Source organism: Mycolicibacterium canariasense (assembly GCF_002101555.1).
GTDB lineage: Bacteria > Actinomycetota > Actinomycetes > Mycobacteriales > Mycobacteriaceae > Mycobacterium > Mycobacterium canariasense.
This window is the reverse complement of sequence record NZ_LQOL01000111.1, coordinates 96,009-119,998: the sequence shown is the minus strand read 5'-3', so window position 1 is coordinate 119,998 and position 23,990 is coordinate 96,009. Positions and strand designations below refer to the sequence as shown.

20 protein-coding genes, 1 tRNA gene and 1 pseudogene are annotated in these 23,990 nt (G+C 66.5%); 10 read left to right on the top strand and 12 right to left on the bottom strand.

The window, feature by feature from the left end:
- Positions 1 to 804: 804 nt before the first annotated feature.
- Complete coding sequence (locus AWB94_RS33685) at positions 805 to 1,413, top strand: hypothetical protein (protein ID WP_062659481.1); 609 nt, start codon at positions 805 to 807, stop codon at positions 1,411 to 1,413.
- A 253-nt stretch (positions 1,414 to 1,666) separates the two neighbouring features.
- Here the strand turns inward: AWB94_RS33685 and AWB94_RS34435 are convergent.
- From AWB94_RS34435 to AWB94_RS33665, 5 genes and pseudogenes are all read right to left on the bottom strand, one after another.
- Positions 1,667 to 2,035, bottom strand: a pseudogene (locus AWB94_RS34435) (transposase family protein); the annotation flags it as partial.
- A 239-nt stretch (positions 2,036 to 2,274) separates the two neighbouring features.
- Positions 2,275 to 3,474 (bottom strand): IS481 family transposase, encoded by a 1,200-nt coding sequence (locus AWB94_RS33680; protein WP_062659480.1) that lies wholly within the window; start codon positions 3,472 to 3,474, stop codon positions 2,275 to 2,277.
- Between the two features lie 113 nt (positions 3,475 to 3,587).
- A tRNA-Arg gene (locus AWB94_RS33675) sits at positions 3,588 to 3,660 on the bottom strand.
- 39 nt (positions 3,661 to 3,699) lie between these two features.
- Complete coding sequence (locus AWB94_RS33670; protein ID WP_062659479.1) at positions 3,700 to 4,401, bottom strand: anti-sigma factor; 702 nt, start codon at positions 4,399 to 4,401, stop codon at positions 3,700 to 3,702.
- Positions 4,398 to 5,000 carry a sigma-70 family RNA polymerase sigma factor gene (locus AWB94_RS33665; protein ID WP_109762589.1) on the bottom strand — a complete coding sequence of 201 codons (603 nt, stop codon included), beginning with the start codon at positions 4,998 to 5,000 and terminating at the stop codon, positions 4,398 to 4,400. The genes AWB94_RS33670 and AWB94_RS33665 overlap by 4 nt, the downstream gene beginning before the upstream one ends.
- Positions 5,001 to 5,313: 313 nt before the next feature.
- Here AWB94_RS33665 and chvE point away from each other — a divergent pair, with 313 nt between their 5' ends.
- From chvE to galK, 5 genes are read left to right on the top strand one after another with little or no spacing between them, the layout of a single operon-like run.
- Positions 5,314 to 6,402: a multiple monosaccharide ABC transporter substrate-binding protein gene (gene chvE / locus AWB94_RS33660; RefSeq protein WP_062659478.1), complete on the top strand. Its 1,089-nt coding sequence runs from the start codon at positions 5,314 to 5,316 to the stop codon at positions 6,400 to 6,402.
- A gap of 20 nt (positions 6,403 to 6,422) precedes the next feature.
- On the top strand, positions 6,423 to 7,931 hold the full coding sequence (mmsA, locus tag AWB94_RS33655) for a multiple monosaccharide ABC transporter ATP-binding protein (RefSeq protein WP_062659514.1): 1,509 nt from the start codon (positions 6,423 to 6,425) through the stop codon (positions 7,929 to 7,931).
- A complete protein-coding gene (gene mmsB, locus AWB94_RS33650; protein WP_234811983.1) occupies positions 7,928 to 9,175 on the top strand; it encodes a multiple monosaccharide ABC transporter permease in 1,248 nt (415 codons plus the stop codon). The genes mmsA and mmsB overlap by 4 nt, the downstream gene beginning before the upstream one ends.
- Before the next feature lie 35 nt (positions 9,176 to 9,210).
- Positions 9,211 to 10,320 carry a galactose-1-phosphate uridylyltransferase gene (gene galT, locus AWB94_RS33645; protein WP_062659477.1) on the top strand — a complete coding sequence of 370 codons (1,110 nt, stop codon included), beginning with the start codon at positions 9,211 to 9,213 and terminating at the stop codon, positions 10,318 to 10,320.
- On the top strand, positions 10,317 to 11,546 hold the full coding sequence (gene galK, locus AWB94_RS33640) for a galactokinase (protein WP_234811982.1): 1,230 nt from the start codon (positions 10,317 to 10,319) through the stop codon (positions 11,544 to 11,546). The genes galT and galK overlap by 4 nt, the downstream gene beginning before the upstream one ends.
- On the opposite strand, the gene AWB94_RS33635 is transcribed toward galK, so the two are convergent.
- From AWB94_RS33635 to AWB94_RS33610, 6 genes are read right to left on the bottom strand one after another with little or no spacing between them, the layout of a single operon-like run.
- On the bottom strand, positions 11,540 to 12,472 hold the full coding sequence (locus AWB94_RS33635; protein ID WP_062659476.1) for an aldose 1-epimerase family protein: 933 nt from the start codon (positions 12,470 to 12,472) through the stop codon (positions 11,540 to 11,542). The two genes, galK and AWB94_RS33635, sit on opposite strands and share 7 nt — an antisense overlap.
- A complete protein-coding gene (locus AWB94_RS33630; RefSeq protein ID WP_062659475.1) occupies positions 12,472 to 13,473 on the bottom strand; it encodes a LacI family DNA-binding transcriptional regulator in 1,002 nt (333 codons plus the stop codon). The genes AWB94_RS33635 and AWB94_RS33630 overlap by 1 nt, the downstream gene beginning before the upstream one ends.
- Positions 13,474 to 13,493: 20 nt before the next feature.
- The gene (locus AWB94_RS33625) at positions 13,494 to 14,483 is read right to left on the bottom strand and encodes an ABC transporter permease subunit (protein WP_062659474.1); all 990 of its coding nucleotides are present in this window, start codon (positions 14,481 to 14,483) and stop codon (positions 13,494 to 13,496) included.
- Positions 14,480 to 15,538, bottom strand: coding sequence for an ABC transporter permease (locus tag AWB94_RS33620; RefSeq protein ID WP_062659473.1), 1,059 nt, complete (start codon positions 15,536 to 15,538; stop codon positions 14,480 to 14,482). Before AWB94_RS33620 ends, AWB94_RS33625 begins: the two co-directional genes overlap by 4 nt.
- The gene (locus AWB94_RS33615; protein WP_062659472.1) at positions 15,535 to 17,046 is read right to left on the bottom strand and encodes a sugar ABC transporter ATP-binding protein; all 1,512 of its coding nucleotides are present in this window, start codon (positions 17,044 to 17,046) and stop codon (positions 15,535 to 15,537) included. The genes AWB94_RS33620 and AWB94_RS33615 overlap by 4 nt, the downstream gene beginning before the upstream one ends.
- A 10-nt stretch (positions 17,047 to 17,056) precedes the next feature.
- Positions 17,057 to 18,064: an ABC transporter substrate-binding protein gene (locus tag AWB94_RS33610; RefSeq protein WP_234811981.1), complete on the bottom strand. Its 1,008-nt coding sequence runs from the start codon at positions 18,062 to 18,064 to the stop codon at positions 17,057 to 17,059.
- Between the two features lie 358 nt (positions 18,065 to 18,422).
- Here AWB94_RS33610 and araB point away from each other — a divergent pair, with 358 nt between their 5' ends.
- The 3 genes from araB to araA are packed head-to-tail and all read left to right on the top strand — an operon-like array spanning position 18,423 to position 22,302.
- Entirely contained in the window at positions 18,423 to 20,105 is a 1,683-nt protein-coding gene (araB, locus tag AWB94_RS33605) for a ribulokinase (RefSeq protein WP_062659471.1), read from the top strand.
- Complete coding sequence (locus AWB94_RS33600; RefSeq protein WP_062659470.1) at positions 20,102 to 20,785, top strand: L-ribulose-5-phosphate 4-epimerase; 684 nt, start codon at positions 20,102 to 20,104, stop codon at positions 20,783 to 20,785. Before araB ends, AWB94_RS33600 begins: the two co-directional genes overlap by 4 nt.
- Positions 20,785 to 22,302 carry an L-arabinose isomerase gene (gene araA, locus AWB94_RS33595; protein ID WP_062659469.1) on the top strand — a complete coding sequence of 506 codons (1,518 nt, stop codon included), beginning with the start codon at positions 20,785 to 20,787 and terminating at the stop codon, positions 22,300 to 22,302. The genes AWB94_RS33600 and araA overlap by 1 nt, the downstream gene beginning before the upstream one ends.
- Positions 22,303 to 22,305: 3 nt before the next feature.
- On the opposite strand, the gene AWB94_RS33590 is transcribed toward araA, so the two are convergent.
- A complete protein-coding gene (locus tag AWB94_RS33590; RefSeq protein WP_062659468.1) occupies positions 22,306 to 23,100 on the bottom strand; it encodes a TIGR03621 family F420-dependent LLM class oxidoreductase in 795 nt (264 codons plus the stop codon).
- A gap of 139 nt (positions 23,101 to 23,239) precedes the next feature.
- On the opposite strand from AWB94_RS33590, the gene AWB94_RS33585 reads away from it, so the two are divergent.
- A complete protein-coding gene (locus tag AWB94_RS33585; RefSeq protein ID WP_234811980.1) occupies positions 23,240 to 23,929 on the top strand; it encodes a FadR/GntR family transcriptional regulator in 690 nt (229 codons plus the stop codon).
- Positions 23,930 to 23,990 lie beyond the last annotated feature (61 nt).

The following is a 23,990-nucleotide window of genomic DNA, read 5'->3' as shown; positions in this document are numbered from 1 at the left end:
GAGCTCGCGCACAGGCAAGGCATAGCGTGTGTTTCGTGATGTTGTCGTGCTACTGATGTTACGCAATAGTACGAAAGTCATTGTGGTGCAACCGATATTAAGGTTTGCACAACTACCCGAAAGGAAGTGTGATGCGCGTTCGAAGAAGTAGTCTGCGCGGTGCCGTAGTGGTATGTGGCGGCCTTGTATTGACCGGGTTGGGGTTCGGGGCGGCAGTAGCCAGTGCCGCTCCGCCGCCTCCACCGGGGCCTGGTGGTCCACCTGCGCCCGTCCGCTGCGCGCCTCTGATGCCCTGTCCGCCGGCTCCCAATCCACCGCCGCCGGGACCTGGCGGCCCGGGCTTGCGCTAGGCAGCTGGTGTGGTGTGCGCAGCTTTCTCTGCGTACACCACACCTGCGGCCGTCGGTCTGGCGGGGAAGACGGATCGAGCGAGCGCCGAGTACATATGGAAATCACAGTGAACCACGGCAGGCGCCAAACTCGCGCCGCTAGTTTGATTGTCGTCCAAATGATTTGACGAGAGGTGAGATCTTGTCCGCAAAGCGAAACTTACGTAACGTCTTTGGTTCTATCGTGCTGATCGCGGGGTTGAGCACGGCGGTGCTGGGTGTTGCAGCAGGTGTCTCGAACGCAGCTCCGCCACCCCCGCCTCCGCCATGCGGATCGCCGAACAATCCGTGCCCACCGCCGCGTTGAGTGGGATCCCTTGTCCGCCAGTGTCTGGCGGCGCGGGCGTTACGTGCCGGGCGCCCGCGATTGCAGCTCCTAAGCACGTCGCGATACCGGCATTTCGAGGAGTGGACCATGGCTAACTCGTCCGGTCGCTATGCGGCCGCTGCGCTGGCTGCCTTCACACCGTTGACCGTCATCGGGGTGATCACGGCTGCTCCCGGTTCGGCCGACTGTGTGGCCGGCCAGTCGGAGTTCAACGGCAACTGTGTCTCGTGGACGTGCAAAAGGAGCGAGGTGCGCGACGCGGGAACCGGCGAGTGTCGTAGTGCACTGGCCGCGGCGTTCAGCAAGGCCCAGGCTCCGGCCGTCGCCGGTGTGACCGCGCAGCAATGGAGTGATGCCGCGCAGGTGGCACAGCAGTATGGCCAGATACCGTCCGGGATCGGAGCAGCCAAGGACGTGTTCAGTGTCGCCAACTCGGCCATAGATATCCCTACCAGCGTCGTCGGCGGGATCAGTGATGCCGCCGATGCCGTGTACTACGTGAGCAAAGCGTTGGGCTCGGTGGGTGGAAGCGGCGGAACAAGCATTGCGAAGACGAGTGTGAACGCAATGTCGAGGGTTGCGGACGCCGCGCAGGCGGTATCGTCCGTCAAGGTGGGATTGCCGAAGATCGGCGTACCGAGACTGTTCCAGAACTGTCTACCGGTCAAGTTCGCATTTTTTAGGCCCTGCATTTGATTGTGGATATCTGGGGTGCCTGTTCTACGGGTTGATATCGACGAACCGGCAATTCGTCTTGAGGCCACGTGAATTCTCCGGTGAGTTCCGAGGCTTCCGGATGTGAGAGCTCAGCCCGCGGCTTGCCTGGTCGTTGAGCGGGGTAGATGTCTCGAGTTCGGCTGGTGCGATGTGGCCGTAGTACTGGTAGAGCCGACGGTAGTTGGATCAGTCGATCCGGTGCGCGGTTGCCGGTTCGACGTCCTCGATGCTCTATCCGCCCGGGGGACAACACCGCAAGGAATTCGGCCCGCAGCCCATCACACACCGCGCGGGTGCGTTCGCGGGCGATCAACGTCGCGCAGACGCACATCCACGAATGGTCGTCGATCCCGGTCAACGCCTTGGCGCTGGTGCCGTCGGCCAGCCGGAACCCGCCGACGATATCCATCTGCCACAACTCCATCGGCGCGCCGCGCTCCCAGCGTTCCCACTTGCGTGAGCGCCGGTCCCGCGACCATCAACCCGGCCCGCACCAATGTCCGGTACACCGCCGATTCCGAGGGCACCGGGCACACCTTGCGTTGGTCAGTTCGAACACCAACCGCCGCGGACCCCAATACGGGCGAGACCGGCGCAACTCAGCACAACCGCCTCCACATCGGCGGGCACCACGCTCAACTCCCTCATTCAGGGAGTGTCAAGGATCAACCGACACAGGTGTAAAGCATCAGCCGACCCACCGATGAACCCTGTAGCCCATCACCCGACGACAAACGTCAAGCATCACCCGACGTCATACAGGAAAAAGTGCCCCTGTTGGGCTCCGGTTGATGCTTGACGGATCTGTTGCGGTTGATCCTTGACACTCGGTGTTTGTGGTTAAGGCTCTGTGCTGGTGCGCAGTGCCCGTTTGTTTCGTACCTTGCCGGTACTGGTCCGCGCAGCAGTCTTGACCAGAACGTCGCCGATGTAGAACCGCAACAGCTCACCGTCGACATGCACGTCACACCGCGATCCGGCGTAGTGGCGGCCCAGGCTGACCTGCTGCCAGGACACGCACACCACACCGTTGGTGGTCACGCGGCGACTCACCCAGTCCGCGCCGGCGCGCTCACCACGCAATCCTTCGGGAGCCGGCGCCGACGCCACAGGCGCATCGGCTGCCTCCGCCGCGGTGAACCGGGAGGCCGGGGTGTCCATCTGCAGGGCCTGGTGCGGACGTGCAGTGTTGTAGAACGCCACCCACTCATCGAGCGCCTGTTGGGCAACCTTGAGGTTTCTGAATGGTGCTCTTGCGCTGAGGAACTCCGCTCGAAGGCTCCGATGAAAACGCTCGATCTTGCCGGTCGTGGTCGGTGACCGTGGCTGGGTCAACAGGTGCTCGATACCGTGCTTGCGGCAGATCGCATCAAAGAGCACCTCCACCGGCGGATGGTTGAACCGGCCGGTGAACACCCGGCCGTTATCGGTCAGAATCTGACTCGGAACCCCGTAAGTCTGCAACGCATCACGCAACCCGTCACACACCGCACGCGTGCGCTCCCGGGCCATCAACCTCGCACACACGCACATCCGGGAATGATCATCGACCCCGGTCAACGCCTTGGCCGAGGTGCCATCAGCCAGCGGGAAACCACCCACGACATCCATCTGCCACAACTCCATCGCCGCCGCGCGTTCCCAGCGTTTCCACTTCCGCGACCGCCGATCCCGAGCATGCGGATCAATCATCTGCGCCCGCACCAACGCCCGATACGCCGCCGATTCGGAGGGCACCGGCACCACACCGCGCTTGGCCAACTCGAACACCAACCGCCGCGGCCCCCAATACGGGCGTGAGCGCCGCAACTCCAACAACCGGGCTTCCACCTCGGCCGGCATCTGATGCGGACACGACACCGGCCGGTGCGACCGATCCATCAAGCCCTCGAGACCCTCGGCCTCATACCGAGCCAACCACGAGTGCAGCGTCTGCCGCGACACCGCCACCTTCGAGGCGACCTGCGAGATCGATAACCCATCGCTGATCACCGCCAACACAGCCTGATACCGCTGCTCAGCCACGCTCAACTCCCTCATCTAGGGAGTGTCAAGGATCAACCGAAGCAACTGACAAGCATCAGCCGAAACAACGTCAACCATCAGCCGGAATAGAAATGTCACCCATCAACCGAGGTAATACAAGGAAAAAGTGCCCCCGGCAGGATTCGAACCTGCGACACCGGCTTTAGGAGAGCCGTGCTCTATCCCCTGAGCTACGGGGGCCAGGGACGGTGGAAGCTTACCGAAGCCGGGCCCGCGGACCTACGTCAGCGGCAGCTCGGCGAAGATCGGCGTGGTCGGCGTGCTGGAACCGGACCCGGGCTCGACGGTGAACGCCAGCGCGGTGGCGTCGCCCAGGTCGGGCAGCACCGCGGTGGTCGACGGTGCCACCGCGGCCTGGTCCATGGTGCCCGCCGACTGCGGTCCGGTGCTGCGCAGCAGCCACATCTGGTAGACGGTGCCGGGTGCCGGCGGGGCGACGTTGTTCATCACGAGCACGCCGGCGTTGCGTTCCTTGGAGAACACCACCGTGGCGGTGCCGCCGGTGGGAATCGGTCCGGACGTGGTGCGTACGTCGGGAGCGGCGAACACCTGTTGCGCGGTGGTCGGCGGGGGCGTCGAGGGCCGCAGCGCGATGCCGATCCCGACACCACCCGCGGCGACGACGATGGCGGCCGCGGCCGCCAGCACCGCGGTGCGCCAGCGCTTGGGCCGCAGCGGCTGCACGCGCGCCGGATCGATCGCGGCAAGGATCCTGGCGCGCAGTTCGGCCGGCGGCTCCACGGCGGTCGCGGCCGACGCCCGGGCCATGGCCTCGCGCACGGCGACCACCTCTTCAGCGAACCGGCGGGCCACCTCCGGCGGCGCGTCGGCCAGGTGCCGCTCGACCTCGCCGTCGTCGACGGCGTGCAACGCGTACGGCGTCGCCAGCGTCATCACCTCGTGCTCAACCGGTTCGGTCATGCGGTCCCCAGACAACTACGCAATGCGCGCAGACCGTCGCGCATCCTGGATTTTATCGTGGCCAAGTTGGCCGAAAGGCGTTCCGACACTTCCCGATAGGTGAGCCCGCCGTAGTAGGCCATGTCGATGCACTCGCGCTGCACATCGGTCAGCGACCCCAGACAATCCACCACCCGGCGATGCTCGTCGGCGGTGATCACCGAATCGGCGACATGGTCGGCCGGGGTGTCGAGGTTGGCCGCGCCGTAGCGGGACTCGCGTTGACTGGCCGACTGCTCGGCGCGCACCCGGTCCACCGCCCGCCGGTGTGCCAGCGTCATCAGCCATGACAGCGGCGAGCCCGCCGTCGGGTCGTACGAGTCGGCGTTGTGCCACACCTGCAGGTAGATCTCCTGGGTGGTCTCTTCGCTGTAGCCGGGGTCGCGCAACACCCGGACGACCAGTCCATACACCCGGGCTCGGGTGTGGTCGTAGAACTCGGCGAATGCCTCGGCGTCGCCACGGGCCACCCCGCGCAACAACACGTCGAGATCGGCGCTCACGAGCGGTAGCCTAACGTCCAGCACGCTCAGTCCACCCAAAGGTTCGTGGTTGTACATCGGCGGCCGCCCTCGATTGGTCTCACATCGGCATTCGGCGCGGGTCTCAGCCCGGATGGGTTCCCGCGCCGGCGGTGGGTGGACGAAATTTGTTAAAGCTCACATTCACAGACTTGCGCGGCCACGTTTCGTGCCACCCCGCAACCGCTTGTTAGGCACCTTTCTGGTGATATGGCAGGCTCCATTGACAACGAGTGAGTTGGCTCACATACTCGTACGGCGGAGTGTTAACGTTCACATTTGGATGTTGCGGCCGAGATGAGCGGGCCAGGCCCGCCGCGCTGAGCGCGTCCACGTGTCTGCAGGAGGAAACATGCGAAAACTGAGCTGGTGGGTGGCCGTGCTGATGGCCGCCGCCCTGGCGTTGATCGGCTGCGGCCGCTCCACCGAGAGCGCCGGGGGCAGCACATCCCAGAAAGGCACCATCGGCATCGCCATGCCGACCAAGTCCTCCGAACGCTGGGTTGCCGACGGCCAGAACATGGTCGACCAATTCAAGGCCCTGGGCTACCAGACCGACCTGCAGTACGGCGACGACGTCGTGCAGAACCAGGTCTCCCAGATCGAGAACATGATCACCAAGGGTGTCCAACTGCTGGTGATCGCGCCGATCGACGGTTCCTCGCTGACCAACACCCTGCAGCGAGCCGCCGACGCCCACATCCCGGTGATCAGCTATGACCGGTTGATCAAGGGCACCCCCAACGTCAACTACTACGCCACCTTCGACAACTTCAAAGTCGGTGTGCTGCAGGCCAAATACATCGTCGACAAGCTGAACCTCGCCGGCGGTGCCGGGCCGTTCAACATCGAACTGTTCGCCGGCTCGCCCGACGACAACAACGCCACCTTCTTCTTCGACGGCGCGATGAGCGTGCTCAAGCCCTACATCGACAGCGGCAAGCTGGTGGTCCGCAGCGGACAGACCTCGTTCGACCAGGTCGCCACCTTGCGCTGGGACGGCGGGCTGGCGCAGTCCAGGATGGACAACCTGCTGAGCCAGGCCTACACCACCGCCCGGTTGGACGCGGTGCTCTCGCCGTACGACGGCATCTCGCGCGGCGTCATCTCGGCGCTCAAGAGCTCCGGCTACGGTAACGCCGCCAAGCCCCTGCCGATTGTCACCGGCCAGGACGCCGAGCTGGCGTCGGTGCAGTCCATCGTGTCCGGCGAGCAGACCCAGACGGTCTTCAAGGACACCCGGGAGCTCGCCAAGGCGGCGGTGCAGGAATCCGATGCCGTGCTGACCGGCGGCACACCGGTGGTCAACGACACCAAGAGCTACAACAACGGCAGCAAGATCGTGCCCTCCTACCTGCTGGACCCGGTCAGCGTCGACAAGTCCAACTACCAGAAGGTGCTGATCGACTCCGGCTACTACACCAAGGATCAGATTCAGTGACGGCCCCGCCGCTGTTGGAGATGCGCGGCATCACCAAGGAATTCCCCGGTGTGAAGGCGCTGTCCGGGGTGGACCTGACGGTGCGGGCCGGGGCCATCCACGCGATCTGCGGGGAGAACGGTGCGGGCAAGTCGACGCTGATGAAGGTGCTCAGCGGGGTGTACCCGCACGGCAGCTACGACGGCGAGATCTTCTTCGACGGCAAGCCGTGCGAGTTCCGGGACATCCGCTCCAGCGAGCGCTGCGGTATCGCGATCATCCACCAGGAACTCGCGTTGGTGCCGTACCTGTCGATCGCCGAGAATATGTTCCTGGGCAACGAGATCGCGCACCGCGGGGTGATCGACTGGGACCGGACGCTGCACGAGGCGCAGACGCTGCTGGACCGCGTGGGTCTGCGGGAGAGCCCGCAGACCCGGGTCTCCGACCTCGGCGTCGGCAAGCAGCAGCTCGTCGAGATCGCCAAGGCGCTGTCCAAGGATGTGCGGCTGCTCATCCTCGACGAACCGACGGCCGCGCTCAACGATGCCGACAGCATGCACCTGCTCGACCTCATCGTGGAGCTGCGCGAGCACGGCATCACCTCGATCATCATCTCGCACAAGCTCAATGAGGTGATGCAGGTGGCCGACTGCGTGACGACGCTGCGGGACGGCCGCACCATCGACACCGTGCCGGTCGACGCGCAGCTCACCGAGGACAAGATCGTGCGCGCCATGGTCGGGCGCGATCTGGTCGACCGGTTCCCGTCCCGGGAGGGGTGCGAGATCGGCGACGTGGTGTTCTCGGTGGCGAATTGGACCGTGCTGCACCCGATTGACCAGCAACGCAAGGTCGTCGACGATGTCACCCTCAATGTCCGGGCCGGTGAGATCGTCGGTATCGCCGGGCTGATGGGCGCCGGCCGCACCGAACTCGCGATGAGCGTGTTCGGCCGATCCTACGGTCGGTACGTCGGCGGCAAAGTCTTCAAGGGTGAGCGCGAGATCGACACCAGCACCGTGCCACGCGCGATCGACAACGGGATCGCCTACGCCACCGAGGACCGGAAGACCTTGGGGCTGAACCTGATGGACAGCATCGCCACCAGCATCAGCCTGGCGTCGCTGGACAAGGTCAGCCGCCGGTCGGTGATCGACCACCACGAGGAGACGCGCATCGGCGAGCAGTTCCGCGCCTCGATGCGGATCAAGACCGATTCGGTGCAGACCGCCACCGGCAAGCTGTCCGGCGGTAATCAGCAGAAAGTGGTGCTCAGCAAGTGGCTGTTCACCGACCCCGACGTCCTCATCCTCGACGAGCCGACCCGCGGTATCGATGTCGGTGCCAAGCACGAGATCTACGTGCTCATCAACGAACTCGCCGCCCGCGGGAAGGCGGTGCTCGTCATCTCCTCCGAACTTCCCGAGTTACTGGGCCTCTGCGACCGGATCTACACCCTCAGCCAGGGGCGGTTGACCGGTGAAGTGCCGCGCTCGGAAGCGACCCAGGAAAACCTCATGCACCACATGATGAAAGGCTCCGCGTGACCATCACCACCAAACAAACGTCACCGGGCAGCGCCGCACCGCAGCGTCCGGACGATTCCAGCGCGCCCACCCGCGGCGGAAATGCGGTCTCCCGGTTCCTGATGTCGCATGTGCGGCAGTCGGGCATGGTCGTGGCGCTCATCGCCATCCTGCTGCTGTTCCAGGTCTGGACCGGCGGCATCGTGCTCAAACCGCTGAACGTCACCAACATCATCCAGCAGAACGGCTACATCCTGGTGCTGGCCATCGGGATGGTCATCGTGATCATCAACGGCCACATCGACCTTTCGGTCGGGTCGGTGGCCGCCTTCACCGGCGCGATGGCCGGTGTCCTCATGGTGCGCAACGACATGCCCTGGCTGCTGGCGACGCTGCTGTGCATCGGGATGGGGGCCCTCATCGGGGCCTGGCAGGGCTTCTGGATCGCCTACGTCGGTATCCCGTCGTTCATCGTGACACTCGGCGGCATGCTGGTGTTCCGCGGCGCCACCCAATACCTGCTCGAGGGACAGTCGATCGCGCCGATGCCGCGCGGCCTGGAGCAGATCAGCAGCGGCTTCCTGCCCGAACTCGGCAACGCCGCGCTGTATCACTGGCCCACCGTCATCCTGGGTGGTATTGCCATGGTGGCCACCGTCGTCATGCAGATCCGGCGGCGCCGTGCCCAATTGCGCTACGGACAACAGGTTTCGAGCAAGACGCTGTTCATTGCGAAGTGCGTCGGCATCGTCGCAGCACTGGCCGCGGTCACCCTGCTGTTGGCCAGTTACCGCGGCGTTCCGATCGTCGGCATCATCCTGGTGGTGCTGACCCTGGTCTACGCCTTCATGATGCGCAACACCGTATTCGGGCGCCAGGTGTACGCGGTGGGCGGTAACGCCGCGGCCGCCAGCCTGTCCGGGGTCCGCAACAAACGCGTCACCCTGCTGGTGTTCGTCAACATGGGAATGCTCGCCGCGGTGGCCGGGCTGTTGTTCGCCGCCCGGCTGAATTCCGCGACGCCGCAGGCCGGTATCAACTTCGAACTGGAAGCCATTGCCGCCGCGTTCATCGGCGGGGCATCGTCGAGCGGCGGGGTGGGCACCGTGTTCGGCGCCATCATCGGCGGCCTGGTGCTCGGCGTGCTGAACAACGGGATGTCGATCATCGGCATCGGCAGCGATGTCCAGCAGGTCATCAAGGGTCTGGTGCTGCTGGCCGCCGTCGGCTTCGACATCTACAACAAGCGCAGGGGCGGGAGATAAACCCGGTGCCCACCTTGCCATCTCCCTTATCGGCCATGGTCGGCAAGACGGTCACCACCCTGGCCGACGGGCGTCGCCTCATCTACTTCGACGAACTCGCCGCCGACGGCAGGATGCGGCGCACGGGTGGACTGACCGACACCAGAAACCTCGAGCCGATGGTGGCGGACTCGCACCTGCGGTATGACGTGCTGACCGGCGAGTGGGTCACCATCGCCGCCCAACGGATGGACCGGACCTTCCTGCCCGCTGCCGACGCCTCACCACTGGCGCCCACTCGGGCGGGCTCGCCGGCCACCGAGATCCCGGCGGCCGACTACGACGTCGTGGTGTTCGAGAACCGGTTTCCGGCCCTGTCGGAACACGCGGTCCCGACGGCGTCGCTGGTCGACGGGGAGCCGCTGTGGCCGCAAGCCCCGGGCCGGGGCAGTTGCGAGGTGGTGTGCTTCACCAGCGATCCGCACGCCAGTTTCGCCGAGTTGGGGCATCGGCGGGCCCGGACCGTCATCGAGGCGTGGGCCGACCGCACCGCCGAACTCTCCGAGATACCCGGGGTGCAGCAGGTGTTCTGCTTCGAGAACCGCGGCCGCGAGATCGGGGTGACGCTGACGCATCCACACGGCCAGATCTACGCCTATCCGTTCCAGCCGGCGCGGACCCGCGCCCTGGTGGAACAGGCCCGCAGGCACGCTGCGGCCACCGGTCGCAACCTGATGGCCGATGTCCTTGCCGCCGAGCAGCATTCCGGGCGCCGGTTGCTCGTCGCCGGCGAACACTGGACCGCCTTCGTGCCCGCCGCGGCACGCTGGCCGCTGGAGATCCAGCTGATTCCGCACCGCGATGTGCCCGACTTCCCGGCACTGTCGGGGCCCGAACGCGAGGAGTTGGCCGCGGTCTACCTGAACTTGCTGGCCCGGGTGGACCGCTTCTTCGACGGGGTGGCACAGACTCCCTATATCGCGGCCTGGCATCAGGCACCGATCGGTCCCGACCGGGCCTACGCGCGGTTGCACCTGCAACTGTTCTCGCTCATGCGGTCGCCGGGCCGGATGAAGTATCTGGCCGGTTCGGAATCGGGGATGGGCGCGTGGATCAGCGACACCACACCGGAGCGCATCGCCGATCGGCTGCGGGAGGTGGCATGAGAACCTCAACGGTCCGTCGCGTCGTGAACAGGCTGAACATGGTGGAACCCGTTGCCCACGAAGAGCTCTGCGACCGGGCGGCCGAACTGTTCCAGCACCGGTTCGGCGGCGGGCCCGACGGCGTGTGGGTGGCGCCCGGTCGGGTGAACCTGATCGGCGAGCACATCGACTACATCGGCGCCAAGGTCATGCCCTTCGCGCTGCCGTACGCCACCGCGGTCGCCGTTCGGGTGCACAATCATGACCGGCTGCGGATGGTGTCCACCGGCCATGACGACGGCTGGGAGGGCAGCGGTGCCGAGATCGCGCCCCGGCAGCCCCGCGGCTGGGCTGGTTACGTGGCCGGTGTGCCGTGGGCGATGACCTACCACGACACCATCGCCCGCATCCCCGGGCTGGACATCGCGGTGCACTCGTCGGTGCCGCAGGGCGCGGGCCTGTCCAGCTCGGCCGCGCTGGAGTCGGCCACGGCCCTGGCGATCGCCGAGTTGTTCGGTGCGGCGACCGATGACGCCGGCCGGCGCACCCTGGCCCGTGACTGCATCACCGCCGAGAACGTCGTGGTAGGCGCCGCCACCGGCGGAATGGACCAGTCGGTGGCCTTACGCGCCAGGCCCGGACACGCGATGCTGCTGGATTGCAGCACCTTCGGGGCCGAACACCTGCCGTTCGACTGCCGGCCCTCCGGATTGGCGCTGCTGGTGATCAACACCAATGCCGCGCACCGGCTGGTCGACGGCGGCTACGGTCTGCGGCGCTCCCGCGTGGAACGGGTGTGTGCACGGATCCCGCGCACCGCGCTGTACGACAACGACGATGTGGACGCGGTGCTCAACTGCGCCGACGCCGACGACCCGGCGCTGCGGCGGGTGCTACGGCACGTGCTGACCGAGATCCGCCGGGTCGCCGGCGCCGCCACCGCCCTGCGCTCGGGCGAGATCGCCGCCGTCGGGCCGCTTCTCACCGCGTCGCACGCCTCGCTGCGTGACGACCTGGTGGTCAGCTCGCCGGAACTCGACACCGCGGTGGACGCCGCGCTGGCGGCCGGGGCACTCGGGGCACGGATGATCGGCGGCGGCTTCGGCGGGTCGGCGCTGGCCCTCATCCGGTCGGACCGGGTCGGCTTCGTCATCGAGGCGGCCCGTCGAGCCGCCCGGGACAGCGGATTTCCCGAACCCGACTTCCTGTACGCGATTCCCAGTGCGGCGGCGCGCCGCGTCTACTGACTGCCGGCCCGGTAGCGGATCGACCACGACGCCGACCAACTGTCGCCGGGCTCCAGCCAGCGCAGGCCCTCGCCGCTGTTGAGCGCGTCGGCGGGCGCGGTCATCGGTTCGACGGCCACCGCGGTGACGAACTGGTCGCCCACCGGGTACCGGCGCGTGGTGAACACCTGGATGTACCCGAATTGCTGGTCAGCCCACAGGGATACGGTTTGACCGTCGGGCGCCCGTAGCGAGTGCACACTGCCACCGTCGGTGATGTGCAGTCCCGTCCAGGCGTCGTCGAGATCGAGATCCGCCACCCGGCGGCCGACCCGCAGATCCCAGTAGCTGCCCTGCACCGGGCTGGTGCCGGTCGGATTCAGGCGTTCGTCGACGTCGATATGGGTGTCGGCCGAGACGGTCAGGGTCAACTCGGATGTCGGGACACCGCCGATGCACAGGAACGGGTGTGTGCCCAGCGCGACCGGAGCCGGATCGGATCCCAGGTTCTCGACGGTGTGCGTGGCACGCAGCCCGTCCTCGGCCAGCCGGTAGAGCACCGTGGTGTCCAGATGGAACGGATACCCGTGCTGCGGAAAGACCTGCGCACCAAGCATCACCGTGGTGGCGGTCTGCTCCATCAGACGGTATTCGGTAAAGCACAACAGGCCGTGTAGCGCGTTATCGCGTTGCGGTTCGGTGACGTCGAGGAGCTGGGTGCTGCCGCGGTAGACCCACCTGGCGTCGCGCACCCGGTTCGGCCAGGGCGCCAGCACGGTGCCGGAGTAGAACGGCCGCAGCCGATCGCCACGGTATCCCGGCGTCAGGTCGACGCCGCCGACCGCCAGCGCTCTGATGGCCGCGCCGACGCCGGTGATGACTGCGCGGGCCGGCCCGTCTGCCAGGGTGTATTCGACGCCATGGACGGTGCGTTGGTCTGTGTGCACTAGTCCGTCCTGGGTGCAGCGGTGCTCTCGCGAATCACCAGATCCGAAGGGAGCAAGGAAGTTTCGCATTCGATGCCGGTCAGCTGGGCCTTCACCATGGCGATGGCCTGGTGGCCGACCGCCGCGAAATCCTGCCGGATGGTGGTGAGCGCCGGGATGAGGTACGGGGCCTCGGGGATGTCGTCGAACCCCACCACGCTGATGTCCTCGGGTACCCGGCGGCCCGCCTCGGCCAGCGCATGCAGCACCCCGATGGCCATGTGATCGTTGGCGGCGAAAACTGCTGTGAGGTCCCGGTCGGCGGCGACCTCACGGCCGAGGGCATAGCCGCGGGCGGCGCTCCAGTCGCCCTTGTGCTCCGGGCGTGGGGCCAACCGGGCGGCCAGCATCGCATCGAGGTAGCCCTTGGTGCGTCCCGCGGCCTCCGGCCAGCCGTCCGGACCGGCGACGTGGGCAATCTCGGTGTGCCCGAGGTCGATGAGGTGTTGCGTCGCGGTGCGGGCCGCGCCGACCTGGTCGACACCGACGGACAGCCCGGAGCCGGACAGGTCACCCTCGACGACGATCACCGGGACCCCGAAGTCCTCGGAGTACACCACGTTGAGGGCGTCCTGTTGGGCCGCGATCATGACGATGGCTTCCACCGCGAGACGGGACAGATGATCGAGCGCCCCCCGGATCTCCTGCCGGGTCACCGCGGCCAGCGTCACCGAACTGGAGAAGAACCCCGCCTCACGGGCCGATTCCTCGACCGAGCGCTGGATGCTGGATGGGCCGTACTGGGCGGTGCTACTGCCGATGATGCCGATGATGCCGGACTTACTGGTGACCAGCGCACGCGCCACACTGTTGGGCCGGTACCCGAGCTGCGCGATGGCGTGCTGCACCCGCTCCCGGGTTTCGGGCCGGATGCTGCTGGACCCGTTGATCACTCGTGACACCGTCTGATGTGACACACCGGCGAGCCGGGCAACGTCGGACATGACTGGCTTGCGGCTCATCGCTCTATTATTGCCGCGGCTCATGTGGTCGGCCTCACCAGGACACGCTGAACCAGCACGAAGACCAGCAACAACGCCCCGGTCATGATTCTGGTCCAGTAGGAGTCCAGGCTCGCGGCGGTGACGAAGGTTTCGATGGTGCCCAACACCAGCACCCCGATCAGCGCGCCGGCCACGTAACCCACGCCGCCGGCCAGCACGACACCGCCGATCACCGCGGCGGCGATGGTGTCGAGTTCCAACCCGACCCCGTTGAGGCTGTAGCCGGACAACTTCTGTACGGCCAGCAAGATGCCGGCCAGGGAGGCGCAGAAGCCGCTGATGACGTACACCGACACCCGGGTCCGTCCGGCGTCCAGGCCCATCAGTTGTGCCGATTGCCTGTTGCCGCCGACGGCGTAGACGGTGCGGCCGAACCGGGTCAGGTGCAAGACGTAGAGCGCCACCGCCAGCACGGCCAGTGCGATGACGACCGGCCAGCGAATGAACTTGTCGTCGTAGAGGTACAGGTAGTGCAGGCCCAGGGTGCGGACCGCGGGGTCCTTGATGGGCAGCGAGTCGACGCTGATGACATAACACATCCCGCGGGCGGCGAACATGCCGGCCAGTGTCGCCACGAACGGCTGCACGTCGAAACGTTCGATCATCACGCCCATGATCAGGCCCAGCGCTGGGCCGACGAGCATGACGGTGACCATCGCCACCGGCGTGGGCCAGCCCAGTTGCAGTGTCTTGGCCAGGATCACCGTCGACAGTGCGACCACCGATCCGACACTCAGATCGATGCCGCCGGTGAGGATCACGAACGTCATCCCGACGGCCAGCACGATGAGGTAGGCGTTGTCGACGAAGAGATTGAGGAAAACCTGGGTGGGACTGGCGAAGTCGAAGCGGTTGAGCACACCGGCGAACAGCACCACGAACAACACCAGGGTGGCGATCGGCCCGGTGAATCGGCCGGCGGCCAACCGCCGGATGCCCGCCGACGGTGCCGCCAACGTGGCTGTCATGCGTGCACCTTCGTCTCGACGGGATCGACGACCGGCGCCGGTGGTGCGGGTGTGGCACGCCGGCCCCGACGGGTGAACAGTGCCCGGAACCGAGCGGACTGCATCAGGCATACCGCCACCACGACAAGGGATTTGAACACCAGGGTGACCTCCGGACGAATACCGAGGGTGTACACGGTGGTGGTCAGGGATTGGATGATCAGCGCCCCGATCAAGGTTCCGGTCAGGCTGTAGCGGCCGCCGAGCAACGAGGTGCCGCCGATCACCACGGCCAGGATGGCGTCCATCTCGATCCACAGGCCGGCGTTGTTGGCATCGGCCGCGGAGATGTTCGAGGCGATCATCAATCCGGCGATGCCGGCACACAGCGCGCAGAACACGTACACCGCGAAAACGATGGTGCGGCTGCGCACCCCGGCCAGTCTGCTGGCTTCCGGGTTGATTCCGACGGCTTCGAGCAGCATGCCCAGCGCGGTGCGCCGGGTGAGCAGGCCGATCACGACGAAGATGGCGAGGCTGACCAGGATGGCCACGGGCAGGCCGAAAAGGTAACCGGCGCCGAGCATTTTGAACGGGGCGCTGGTGACGGTGACGATCTGGCCTTCGGTGACGAACAGGGCGATCCCGCGGCCGGCCGTCATCAGCACCAGTGTCGCGATGATCGGCTGAATGCCTAGCAGCGCCACCAGGGTTGCGTTCCAGAGTCCGAGCACGCAGGCCACCAGCACCGCGAGGGCCATCGCCGACAGCACGGTGCCCGGGCTGTCCGGAGTCGCAGAGGCCGCGATGTGGGCGCACGCCACCGCACCCGCGATGGCCACCACCGCGCCGACGGAAAGGTCGATCCCGCGGGAGGCGATCACCAGTGTCATGCCCAACGCCACCAGCAGGATCGGGGCGCCGTTGCGCAGGATGTCGATGAGGCTGCCGTACAGGTGGCCGTTCTGGATGCGGATGGCCAGGAACCCGGGGGAGAGCGCGGTGTTCACCGCGAGCAGAGCGACGAGTGCCAGTAGCGGCCAGAACAGTTGATGGGCAGCGAGTTTCTTGATCATGCCGGGCTCGCCGCGATCAGTTCGGTCAGATTGTCGCTCTCGTCGGCGTCCACCTGGGCGACGTTGTGCCGGTCACGCATCACCGCGATGCGGTGCGATACCCGCCGCACCTCGTCGAGTTCGGCGGAGATGAACAACACCGCCATACCGTCGGCCGCCAGGTCTGTGACGAGTTGCTGGATCTGGGCTTTCGCCCCGATATCGATGCCGCGGGTCGGTTCGTCCAGGATGAACAGTTCGGGCTCGGTGATGAGCCAGCGAGCCAGCAACACCTTCTGCTGGTTGCCGCCGCTGAGGTTCTTCATCAGGGCGTCGGGCCGGCGGGGCCGGATGTCCAGGGCTTCCATGTACTTGTCCACCAGGTCGTTCTTGGCCTTGGCCGACAGGGGACGGGCGAAGCCGCGCCGGGCCTGCAGGGCCAGCACCAGATTGTCCCGCACCGTGAGGTCGCCGAAAACTCCCTCGTCCTTGCGGTTCTCGGAGGTGAAGGCGAAGCGGCGGCCGATGGCCGCGCGCGGGGTGCGGATGGCCACCTTGCCGCCGTTCACCGCCAGCGCCCCGGTGGTGGCCCGGTCGGCACCGAAGATCAGCCGGGCCAGTTCGGTGCGTCCGGACCCCAGCAGGCCGGCCAGGCCGATGATCTCGCCGCGGTGGATGTCCAGGGTGACCGGTGCCACGGCCGGCGGGCGTCCGAACCGGTCGATCGACACCACCGGTGTGGTGTTGACGTCGACCGTGGCGCGGGCCGCGTTGTCGGCCACCTCGTCGAGGACATCCGCCGCGCGGCCCAGCATGGCGGTGACCAGCTGCACCCGGGGTAGCTCGGCGGTCGGGTATTCGCCGACGAGTTTGCCGTTGCGTAACACGGTGATCCGGTCGGCGATCGCGTAGATCTGATCGAGGAAATGCGAGACGAACAGGATCGCGGTGCCGGCGTCGCGTAACCGCCTGATGACGCCGAACAATTCGGCGACCTCACCGGTGTCCAGGCTGGAGGTCGGTTCGTCGAGGATGAGCACCCGGGCCTTGGCCGCGGTGGCCCGGGTGATCGCGACCAACTGCTGGACGGCGATCGGGTGGGCACCCAACCGCGATCGGGGATCGATGGCCAGTTCCAGTTCGGTGAGCAGCTCGGCGGCCCGGCGGTGCAGCGCCCGGTAGTCGATGCGACCCCAGCGCCGGGGTTCACGTCCCAGCAGGATGTTCTCGCCGACCGACAGATTCGGGCAGAGATTCACCTCCTGGTAGACGGTGCTGATCCCGGCTTCCTGGGACTGTCGTGGGCTGCCGAACGACCGGGGGACACCGTCGAGCAGGATCTGCCCGGAGTCGATCTGGTACACCCCGGTGAGCGCCTTGATGAGCGTGGACTTGCCGGCCCCGTTCTCGCCCATCAGGGCATGCACCTCGCCGGGAAGCAACCGAAAGTCCACGCCATCAAGCGCTTTCACGCCAGGGAACTCGATACCGATATCCCGCATCTGCACCACGGCGCCACGCTGGTCCATGAGTCGTCGCTCAGTACTGACGCTCGGGCAGGGCTTTGATCGCCTGCTGCTGATCGAAGGCCTCGTCGGGAGTCACGATCCGCGGCGGGACCTGCTCGCCGGCGGCCACCTTCTTCACCAGATCCATCAGCTGGGGGCCGAGCAATGGGTTGCATTCGACGATGTAGTTGAACTTGCCGTCGGCCAATGCCTGCATACCGTCATGGGTGGCGTCGATCGCGACGATCTTGATGTCCTTGCCCGGCACCTTGCCCGCGGCTTCGATGGCCTCCATCGCGCCCAGGCCCATATCGTCGTTCTGCGCGAAGACCACATCGATCTGCGGGGTGGATTTCAGCAGCGCCTCCATCACCTGCTTACCGCCGGAGCGGGTGAAGTCGCCGGTCTGCGATGCCACGACGTGCAGGTTCGGATTGGCCGAAATGCCGTCCTTGAAACCGGTATTGCGGTCGATCGCCGGGTCGGCACCGGTGGTGCCCTCCAGTTGGACGATGTTGACCGGCCGGGGTGTGTTGGCGTACTGATCGGCGACCCAGCGTCCGGCCCGCCGACCCTCTTCGACGAAATCCGCGCCGATGAAGGTCTTGTAGACGTCCTTCTCCTGGGTATCGATCGCCCGGTCGGTCAGGATCACCGGGATGTTCGCATTCTTGGCCTCCAACAGCACGGCGTCCCAACCGGTACGCACGACGGGGCTGAAGGCGATGACATTGACCCCCTGCTGGATGAACGAGCGGATCGCGGTGATCTGCTTCTCCTGTTCACCGTTGGCGTCGGCGAACTTCAGGTCGATGCCGGCGGCCTTGGCGGCGCTCTTGATGGATTCGGTGTTGGCGGTGCGCCAGCCGCTTTCGGCGCCCACCTGGGCGAAGCCCAGGGTGATCGCGCCGCCGCCACCGGCTGGACTGCTGTTGCCGCCGCCTGGGGCCTTTCCGCTACCGCAGGCCGCTACCGTGGCCGCGACCGCGGCGATGCCGATGACGGTGGTCAGTGCTCTTGTCAGGACGGTCTTCTTCACGCCGGACTCCTGTTCGTTCCCGGGGTGCCGGACGGTACCGCGCAGCCGGACACACGTGGTCGATGTGACTCGGCCTGAGAGAAAGTGGCCCGCGTCACAGTTGTGGATGTTAACGATCACCTTGGATGTGGTCAACCCTCGATCGGGCGTCCGAGGAAGCGCGTAGCGGCTGGATATCCGCACACAATTTCGGTGAGCGGGAACGAGAGGGTCGACCTCGGTCGACTTGGTCACCCGTTGACCCGCCATCGATGTTCACGTTAACATCGAGCATTGTGATGCAGCGCACAGGTGTGCACGGGTGTCGGAGGGTGGTTGTGATGGACCGTATGGGCGGGACGCAGGACGAGGCGCGCCGATGAGCGTCGACAAGTACGTGGTCGGCATCGACTTCGGCACGCTGTCCGGGCGGGCCCTGGTGGTCCGGATTGCCGACGGCCACGAGATGGCGTCGGCCGAGCACGTCTACCGGCACGGTGTGCTCACCGAGGCGCTACCCGGTGACAGTGGTGTCCGGCTGCCACCGGACTATGCCCTGCAGGTGCCCGAGGACTATGTCGACGTGCTGCGGTTCGCGGTGCCCGAGGCGGTGGCCGTCGCCGGGATCGATCCGGCCGATGTCATCGGGGTGGGCACGGATTTCACCGCCTGCACCATGGTGGCGGCCCGCGCCGACGGCACACCGCTGTGCGAGCTTCCCGAATTCGCCGACCGCCCACACGCTTACGCGAAGTTGTGGCGGCATCACGCCGCCCAACCGCAGGCCGACCGGATCAACACGCTGGCCGCGGTTCGCGGTGAATCATGGTTGCCCCGCTACGGCGGATTCATCTCCAGCGAGTGGGAGTTCGCCAAGGGGCTGCAGATCCTGGAGGAGGACCCGCAGACCTACGCCGCCATCGACTGCTGGGTGGAGGGTGCGGACTGGATCGTCTGGCAGCTCACCGGCCGCTATGTGCGCAACGTCAGTACCGCCGGCTACAAGGCCATCCGGCAGGACGGGGCGTATCCCTCGAAAGAGTTCCTGGCCGCACTCAATCCGGGCTTCGCCGATTTCGTCACCGACAAGGTGGAGCAACCGATCGCCGAGCTCGGCACCGCGGCGGGCACATTGACCGCGCAGGCCGCGGCCTGGACGGGGCTGCCGGCGGGAATCGCGGTGGCCGTGGGCAACATCGACGCGCACGTCACCGTCGCGGCGGCCGATGCCGCCGAACCAGGCCGGCTGGTCGCCATCATGGGCACCTCGACCTGTCATGTGATGAACGGCAGGCATCCCCAGGACGTCCCGGGGATGTGCGGCGTGGTCGAGGGCGGTATCACCGTCGGGCTGTGGGGTTATGAGGCCGGTCAGTCCGGGGTGGGGGACATCTTCGCCTGGTTCATCAAGAACTGTGTGCCCGAACAGTACGCGCACGAGGCGGCCCAACGCGGTGTGTCGGTGCACGAGCACCTGTCGGATCTGGCGGCCCGACAGGCGATCGGTCAGCACGGCTTGGTCGCGCTGGACTGGCACAGCGGTAACCGCTCGGTGCTGGTCGACCATCACCTCTCCGGTGTGATCGTCGGGCAGACCCTGGACACCACCTGCGTCGACCAGTACCGCGCGCTGCTGGAGGCCACCGCCTACGGCACCCGGATGATCGTCGAAACCTTCAACAACGCAGGGGTTCCGGTCGACGAACTGGTGGTCGCCGGCGGGCTGATCAAGAACCGGCTGCTGATGCAGATCTACGCCGATGTCACCGGTCTACCGCTGTCCTGTGTGACCTCCACCCAGGCACCGGCGCTGGGAGCCGCCATCCACGCCGCGACCGCCGCCAGCGCCTACCCCGACGTGCCGACCGCATCGGCGACCATGGGCGGGCGCACCAGGAGCGCATTCCTGCCGGTCCCGGAGAATGTCGAGCGCTACAACGCCCTGTACGCGGAGTACGTCACGCTGCACGACTGGTTCGGCCGCGGCAACCAGATGATGCGCAGGCTGCGGGCCATCCGCGCCGCCGCAACCCAACCCGACATGGTGAGGACCGCCCAGTGACCGTGACTTCGGAAGTGTCCCAGACGATCACCGATCTTCGGCGGCAGGTGTGCGATCTGCATGCCGAGCTCACCCGCTACCAGCTGGTGATCTGGACTGCGGGCAACGTCTCCGCACGCGTGCCGGACCGGGACCTGATGGTCATCAAACCCTCTGGGGTTTCCTACGATTCGATGACGCCGGAACAGATGGTGGTCTGCGACCTCAACGGCGAACTCGTCGACGGCGAGCTCGCACCGTCATCGGATACCGCCGCGCATGCCTATGTGTACCGGCACATGCCGGAGGTCGGCGGGGTGGTGCACACCCATTCCACCTACGCCACCGCGTGGGCGGCATGCGGTGAGCCCATTCCGTGCATCCTGACGATGATCGCCGACGAGTTCGGCGGTGAGGTGCCGGTGGGCCCATTCGCGCCGATCGGTGACGATTCGATCGGGCGCGGCATCGTGGAGACGCTACGCGGCAGCCGTTCTGCGGCGGTTCTCATGCGCAACCACGGCCCGTTCACCATCGGCCCCGACGCCCGGTCGGCGGTCAAGGCTGCGGTCATGCTCGAGGACGTGGCCCGCACCGCCTTCATCAGCAGGCAGCTCGGCAGTCCCACGGAGCTGCCCGCCGACGCCGTCACCTCCCTCTACGAGCGCTACCAGAACATCTACGGCCAGAAAGAAGCTTGATGTCCAACGCCACCGAAAAGCCCGAGAACAAAGAGATCTGGTTCCTCACCGGCAGCCAGTCGCTGTACGGCCAGGACATCCTGGACCAGGTCGCCGAACAATCCCGGGTGATTGCCGACCGCCTGGACGCCAGTCCCGACCTGCCCGTGCCGGTGGTGTGGAAGCCCGTCGTCACCACCAGCGACGCCATCTACCGCCTGCTCAGCGAGGCGGGTACCAGCGAGCGCTGTGTCGGCATCATCGCCTGGATGCACACCTTCTCCCCGGCCAAGATGTGGATCCGGGGACTCAACGCGCTGCGCCAACCGCTGCTGCATTTCCATACCCAGTTCGGTGTCGAGATCCCTTGGGACACCATCGACATGGACTTCATGAACCTCAACCAGGCGGCACACGGGGATCGTGAGTTCGGCTACATCCAGACCCGGCTGTCGGTGCCGCGCACCACCGTTGCCGGCCATGTCGGCAACCCCGACACCACCGCACGCATCGGATCGTGGGCCCGCGCCGCGCTGGCCGCCGCCGACCTGCGCGGACTGCGGCTGGCCCGGTTCGGAGACAACATGCGCGATGTCGCGGTGACCGAGGGCGACAAGGTGGAAGCCGAATCCCGATTCGGCGTGTCGGTGAACTCTTATTCGGTCAACGAGCTGGTGGCCTCGGTCAATGCCGCAGCGGACGCAGACATCGACAAGTTGGTGCAGGAATACCAGGACCGGTATGTGGTGGCCGAGGAGCTGCGGTCCGGGCAGGAACGCCATGACACGCTGCGGGAAGCCGCCCGTATCGAGATCGGCTTGCGGCAGTTCCTCGAAGAGGGCGGATTCAGCGCCTTCACCACGAATTTCGAGGATCTCGGCGGGCTGCGTCAATTGCCGGGCATCGCCGTACAGCGGTTGATGGCCGACGGCTACGGCTTCGGGGCCGAAGGGGATTGGAAGACCGCCGCCATGGTACGTGCGGTCAAGACGATGGGTACCGGCCTGCCGGGCGGCACGTCGTTCATGGAGGACTACACCTACGACCTGACGCCTGGCGCCGAGACCATCCTCGGCGCACACATGCTGGAGGTGTGCCCCAGCATCGCCGCGCAGACCCCGACGGTGGAAGCGCATCCGCTGAGCATCGGTGGCCGCGAGGACCCGGTGCGCATGCGCTTCACCGCGGCACCCGGTGACGCCGTGGTACTGGGCATCTGCGATGTCGGTAATCGATTTCGGTTGGTGGCCAACGAGGTACGGGTGATCGAGCCGCCGGCCCCGTTGCCGAGCCTGCCGGTGGCGTGCGCGGTGTGGGAACCGTTGCCGTCGTGGTCCACCTCGACCGAGACCTGGTTGATGGCGGGCGGGCCGCACCACACCGTGCTGACCACCGCGGTCCCGGTGTCGGCCATCCGCGACCTGGCGACCATCGTCGGCACCGAACTGGTGACCATCGACATCGACACCGTCACCCACGAGTTCGAGCGCGAATTACGGTGGAACTCGGTGTATTACCACCTGGCCGACGGTCTGTGACGGCTATTTGAGCGCGGCGATGACCTTGCCGAAAGCCTCGGCGTGGCCGGCCTGCACCGCGAAGTAGGTGACGCCGAACTCGTCGCGTAACCGGCGTAGCTTATCGGCCTGGTCGCCGACCGTCCCCGACAGCACTCCCGGCAACTGCAGCAGCTGCTCATCACTGTGGCCGGGGGCGAACCGCCGCGTCATCTTCAGGTCCGGGATCCCGGAACCATCGGTGGGGACCGCGGTGATGGCGACGTTGAGTTCGAGGTCGGCGAAGCGATCGCCGGCGACGCCGCGGAGGAACTCGACGCGGTCGGCCAGCTCACCGGTGACCCCGATGGTGGCCGCCCACTTGGCGGCGACGGTGAGCAGCCGGTCGCCACCACCGGCGATCACGATCGGTGCGCCCGGCACGTGTTCGGCCAGATATGCCGTCACATGTTCCAGGTAGTCGATTCGTTTGCCGGCACTCGGGAAGGGCAGCTCGGCGGCGTCGAACTCCTCCTTCACATAACCGGCGCCCAGCCCCACCTCGAACCGGCCGCCGGACAGCTCGTGCAGCGCGGCGACGTCGCGCGCCAGCAGGGCCGGCTTGTAGAAGCAGGCATTGAGGACGAACGTGCCCAGCCGCAGCGCATCGGTGGCGGCCGCCGCGGTCGCCAGGACCGGGAACGGTGCCGGCGCGCCCAGGTGGTCGGGGACCAAGAGCACGTCGTAACCGAGCTTTTCGGCGAGTTGGGCGGCTTCGCGGACGAAGCCGGCCGAGGTCGCGTTGCGCATGCCGAAGCCGAAACGGAAGTCTGGAGCCATGAGGAGATATTAGGCCGTCTAGCTGATGGAAACGGGCTGCGCAGCACATTGTTTGGCGCCGGACGTGGCTCGGCGCCCGCGATCTGCGAGACTGGGGTTCAGAAGATCTGATCAGCGGATGAGGAGCAGGATGGCCGGCATGCAGATGCGTCATGTGGACCGTCGGCCCCTCTATGAGCAGGTCAGCGAGCGGCTCCGGGAATTCATCGACACCAGCGACATGCAGCCGGGCGACAAGCTGTCCAACGTCAAGGACCTTGCTGCACAGCTCCAGGTGGGCCGGTCTTCGGTGCGGGAGGCGATCAACGCACTGCGCGCCCAGGGGATCGTCGAGGTACGGCACGGCGACGGGATCTATCTCCAGCAGCGGCCGGAGGACGTCATATCCTCGCTGGCCACCGAACTCGTCGAGACGCATGTCGACCATCCCTACATCTGGGAGACGCGGCAGGCACTGGAAACCCAGTGTGCGAGGCTGGCGGCGGTGCGCGCCGACGAGGCCGACCTGGCCGAACTCGCCGACGCGCTCGAGCAGATGCAGACCGAGATCGACGCCGGCGAGCCCGGGCTGGACGGCGACCGGCGTTTCCACCTCGGCGTCGCCGCGGCCTCGCACAATCCGGTGCTGATCAAGCTGCTCAAGGGGTTGCGGAAACCCCTCGACCGGACCTCGGAGACCTCGCTGACCCGGCCGGGGCAGCCGTGCCGGTCCCTGGCCGATCATCACGAGATCCTGGCCGCGATTCGTCGTCGTGCACCGGCGGAGGCGGCCGAGAAGATGCTCACGCACCTCGTCGGCACCACGGATCACCTGATCAACCGCGGCTGACCCGGTTCGGGTCGCGGCGATGGCGGACTGCTGCTACAAAAGATCAGGTGATCAGATCACC

Excerpts from the sequence above, each read along its gene's own strand:
- AWB94_RS33670 (WP_062659479.1), bottom strand. The coding sequence starts at position 4,401 with ATGACCGAACCGGTTGAGCACGAGGTGATGACGCTGGCGACGCCGTAC.
- AWB94_RS33620 (WP_062659473.1), bottom strand. The coding sequence starts at position 15,538 with ATGATCAAGAAACTCGCTGCCCATCAACTGTTCTGGCCGCTACTGGCA.
- AWB94_RS33615 (WP_062659472.1), bottom strand. The coding sequence starts at position 17,046 with ATGGACCAGCGTGGCGCCGTGGTGCAGATGCGGGATATCGGTATCGAG.
- galK (WP_234811982.1), top strand. The coding sequence starts at position 10,317 with ATGAGAACCTCAACGGTCCGTCGCGTCGTGAACAGGCTGAACATGGTG.
- chvE (WP_062659478.1), top strand. The coding sequence starts at position 5,314 with ATGCGAAAACTGAGCTGGTGGGTGGCCGTGCTGATGGCCGCCGCCCTG.
- AWB94_RS33590 (WP_062659468.1), bottom strand. The coding sequence starts at position 23,100 with ATGGCTCCAGACTTCCGTTTCGGCTTCGGCATGCGCAACGCGACCTCG.
- AWB94_RS33585 (WP_234811980.1), top strand. The coding sequence starts at position 23,240 with ATGCAGATGCGTCATGTGGACCGTCGGCCCCTCTATGAGCAGGTCAGC.
- araA (WP_062659469.1), top strand. The coding sequence starts at position 20,785 with ATGTCCAACGCCACCGAAAAGCCCGAGAACAAAGAGATCTGGTTCCTC.
- AWB94_RS33630 (WP_062659475.1), bottom strand. The coding sequence starts at position 13,473 with ATGAGCCGCAAGCCAGTCATGTCCGACGTTGCCCGGCTCGCCGGTGTG.
- AWB94_RS33665 (WP_109762589.1), bottom strand. The coding sequence starts at position 5,000 with ATGTACAACCACGAACCTTTGGGTGGACTGAGCGTGCTGGACGTTAGG.
- galT (WP_062659477.1), top strand. The coding sequence starts at position 9,211 with ATGGTCGGCAAGACGGTCACCACCCTGGCCGACGGGCGTCGCCTCATC.
- AWB94_RS33685 (WP_062659481.1), top strand. The coding sequence starts at position 805 with ATGGCTAACTCGTCCGGTCGCTATGCGGCCGCTGCGCTGGCTGCCTTC.
- AWB94_RS33625 (WP_062659474.1), bottom strand. The coding sequence starts at position 14,483 with ATGACAGCCACGTTGGCGGCACCGTCGGCGGGCATCCGGCGGTTGGCC.
- mmsA (WP_062659514.1), top strand. The coding sequence starts at position 6,423 with ATGCGCGGCATCACCAAGGAATTCCCCGGTGTGAAGGCGCTGTCCGGG.
- araB (WP_062659471.1), top strand. The coding sequence starts at position 18,423 with ATGAGCGTCGACAAGTACGTGGTCGGCATCGACTTCGGCACGCTGTCC.
- AWB94_RS33680 (WP_062659480.1), bottom strand. The coding sequence starts at position 3,474 with ATGAGGGAGTTGAGCGTGGCTGAGCAGCGGTATCAGGCTGTGTTGGCG.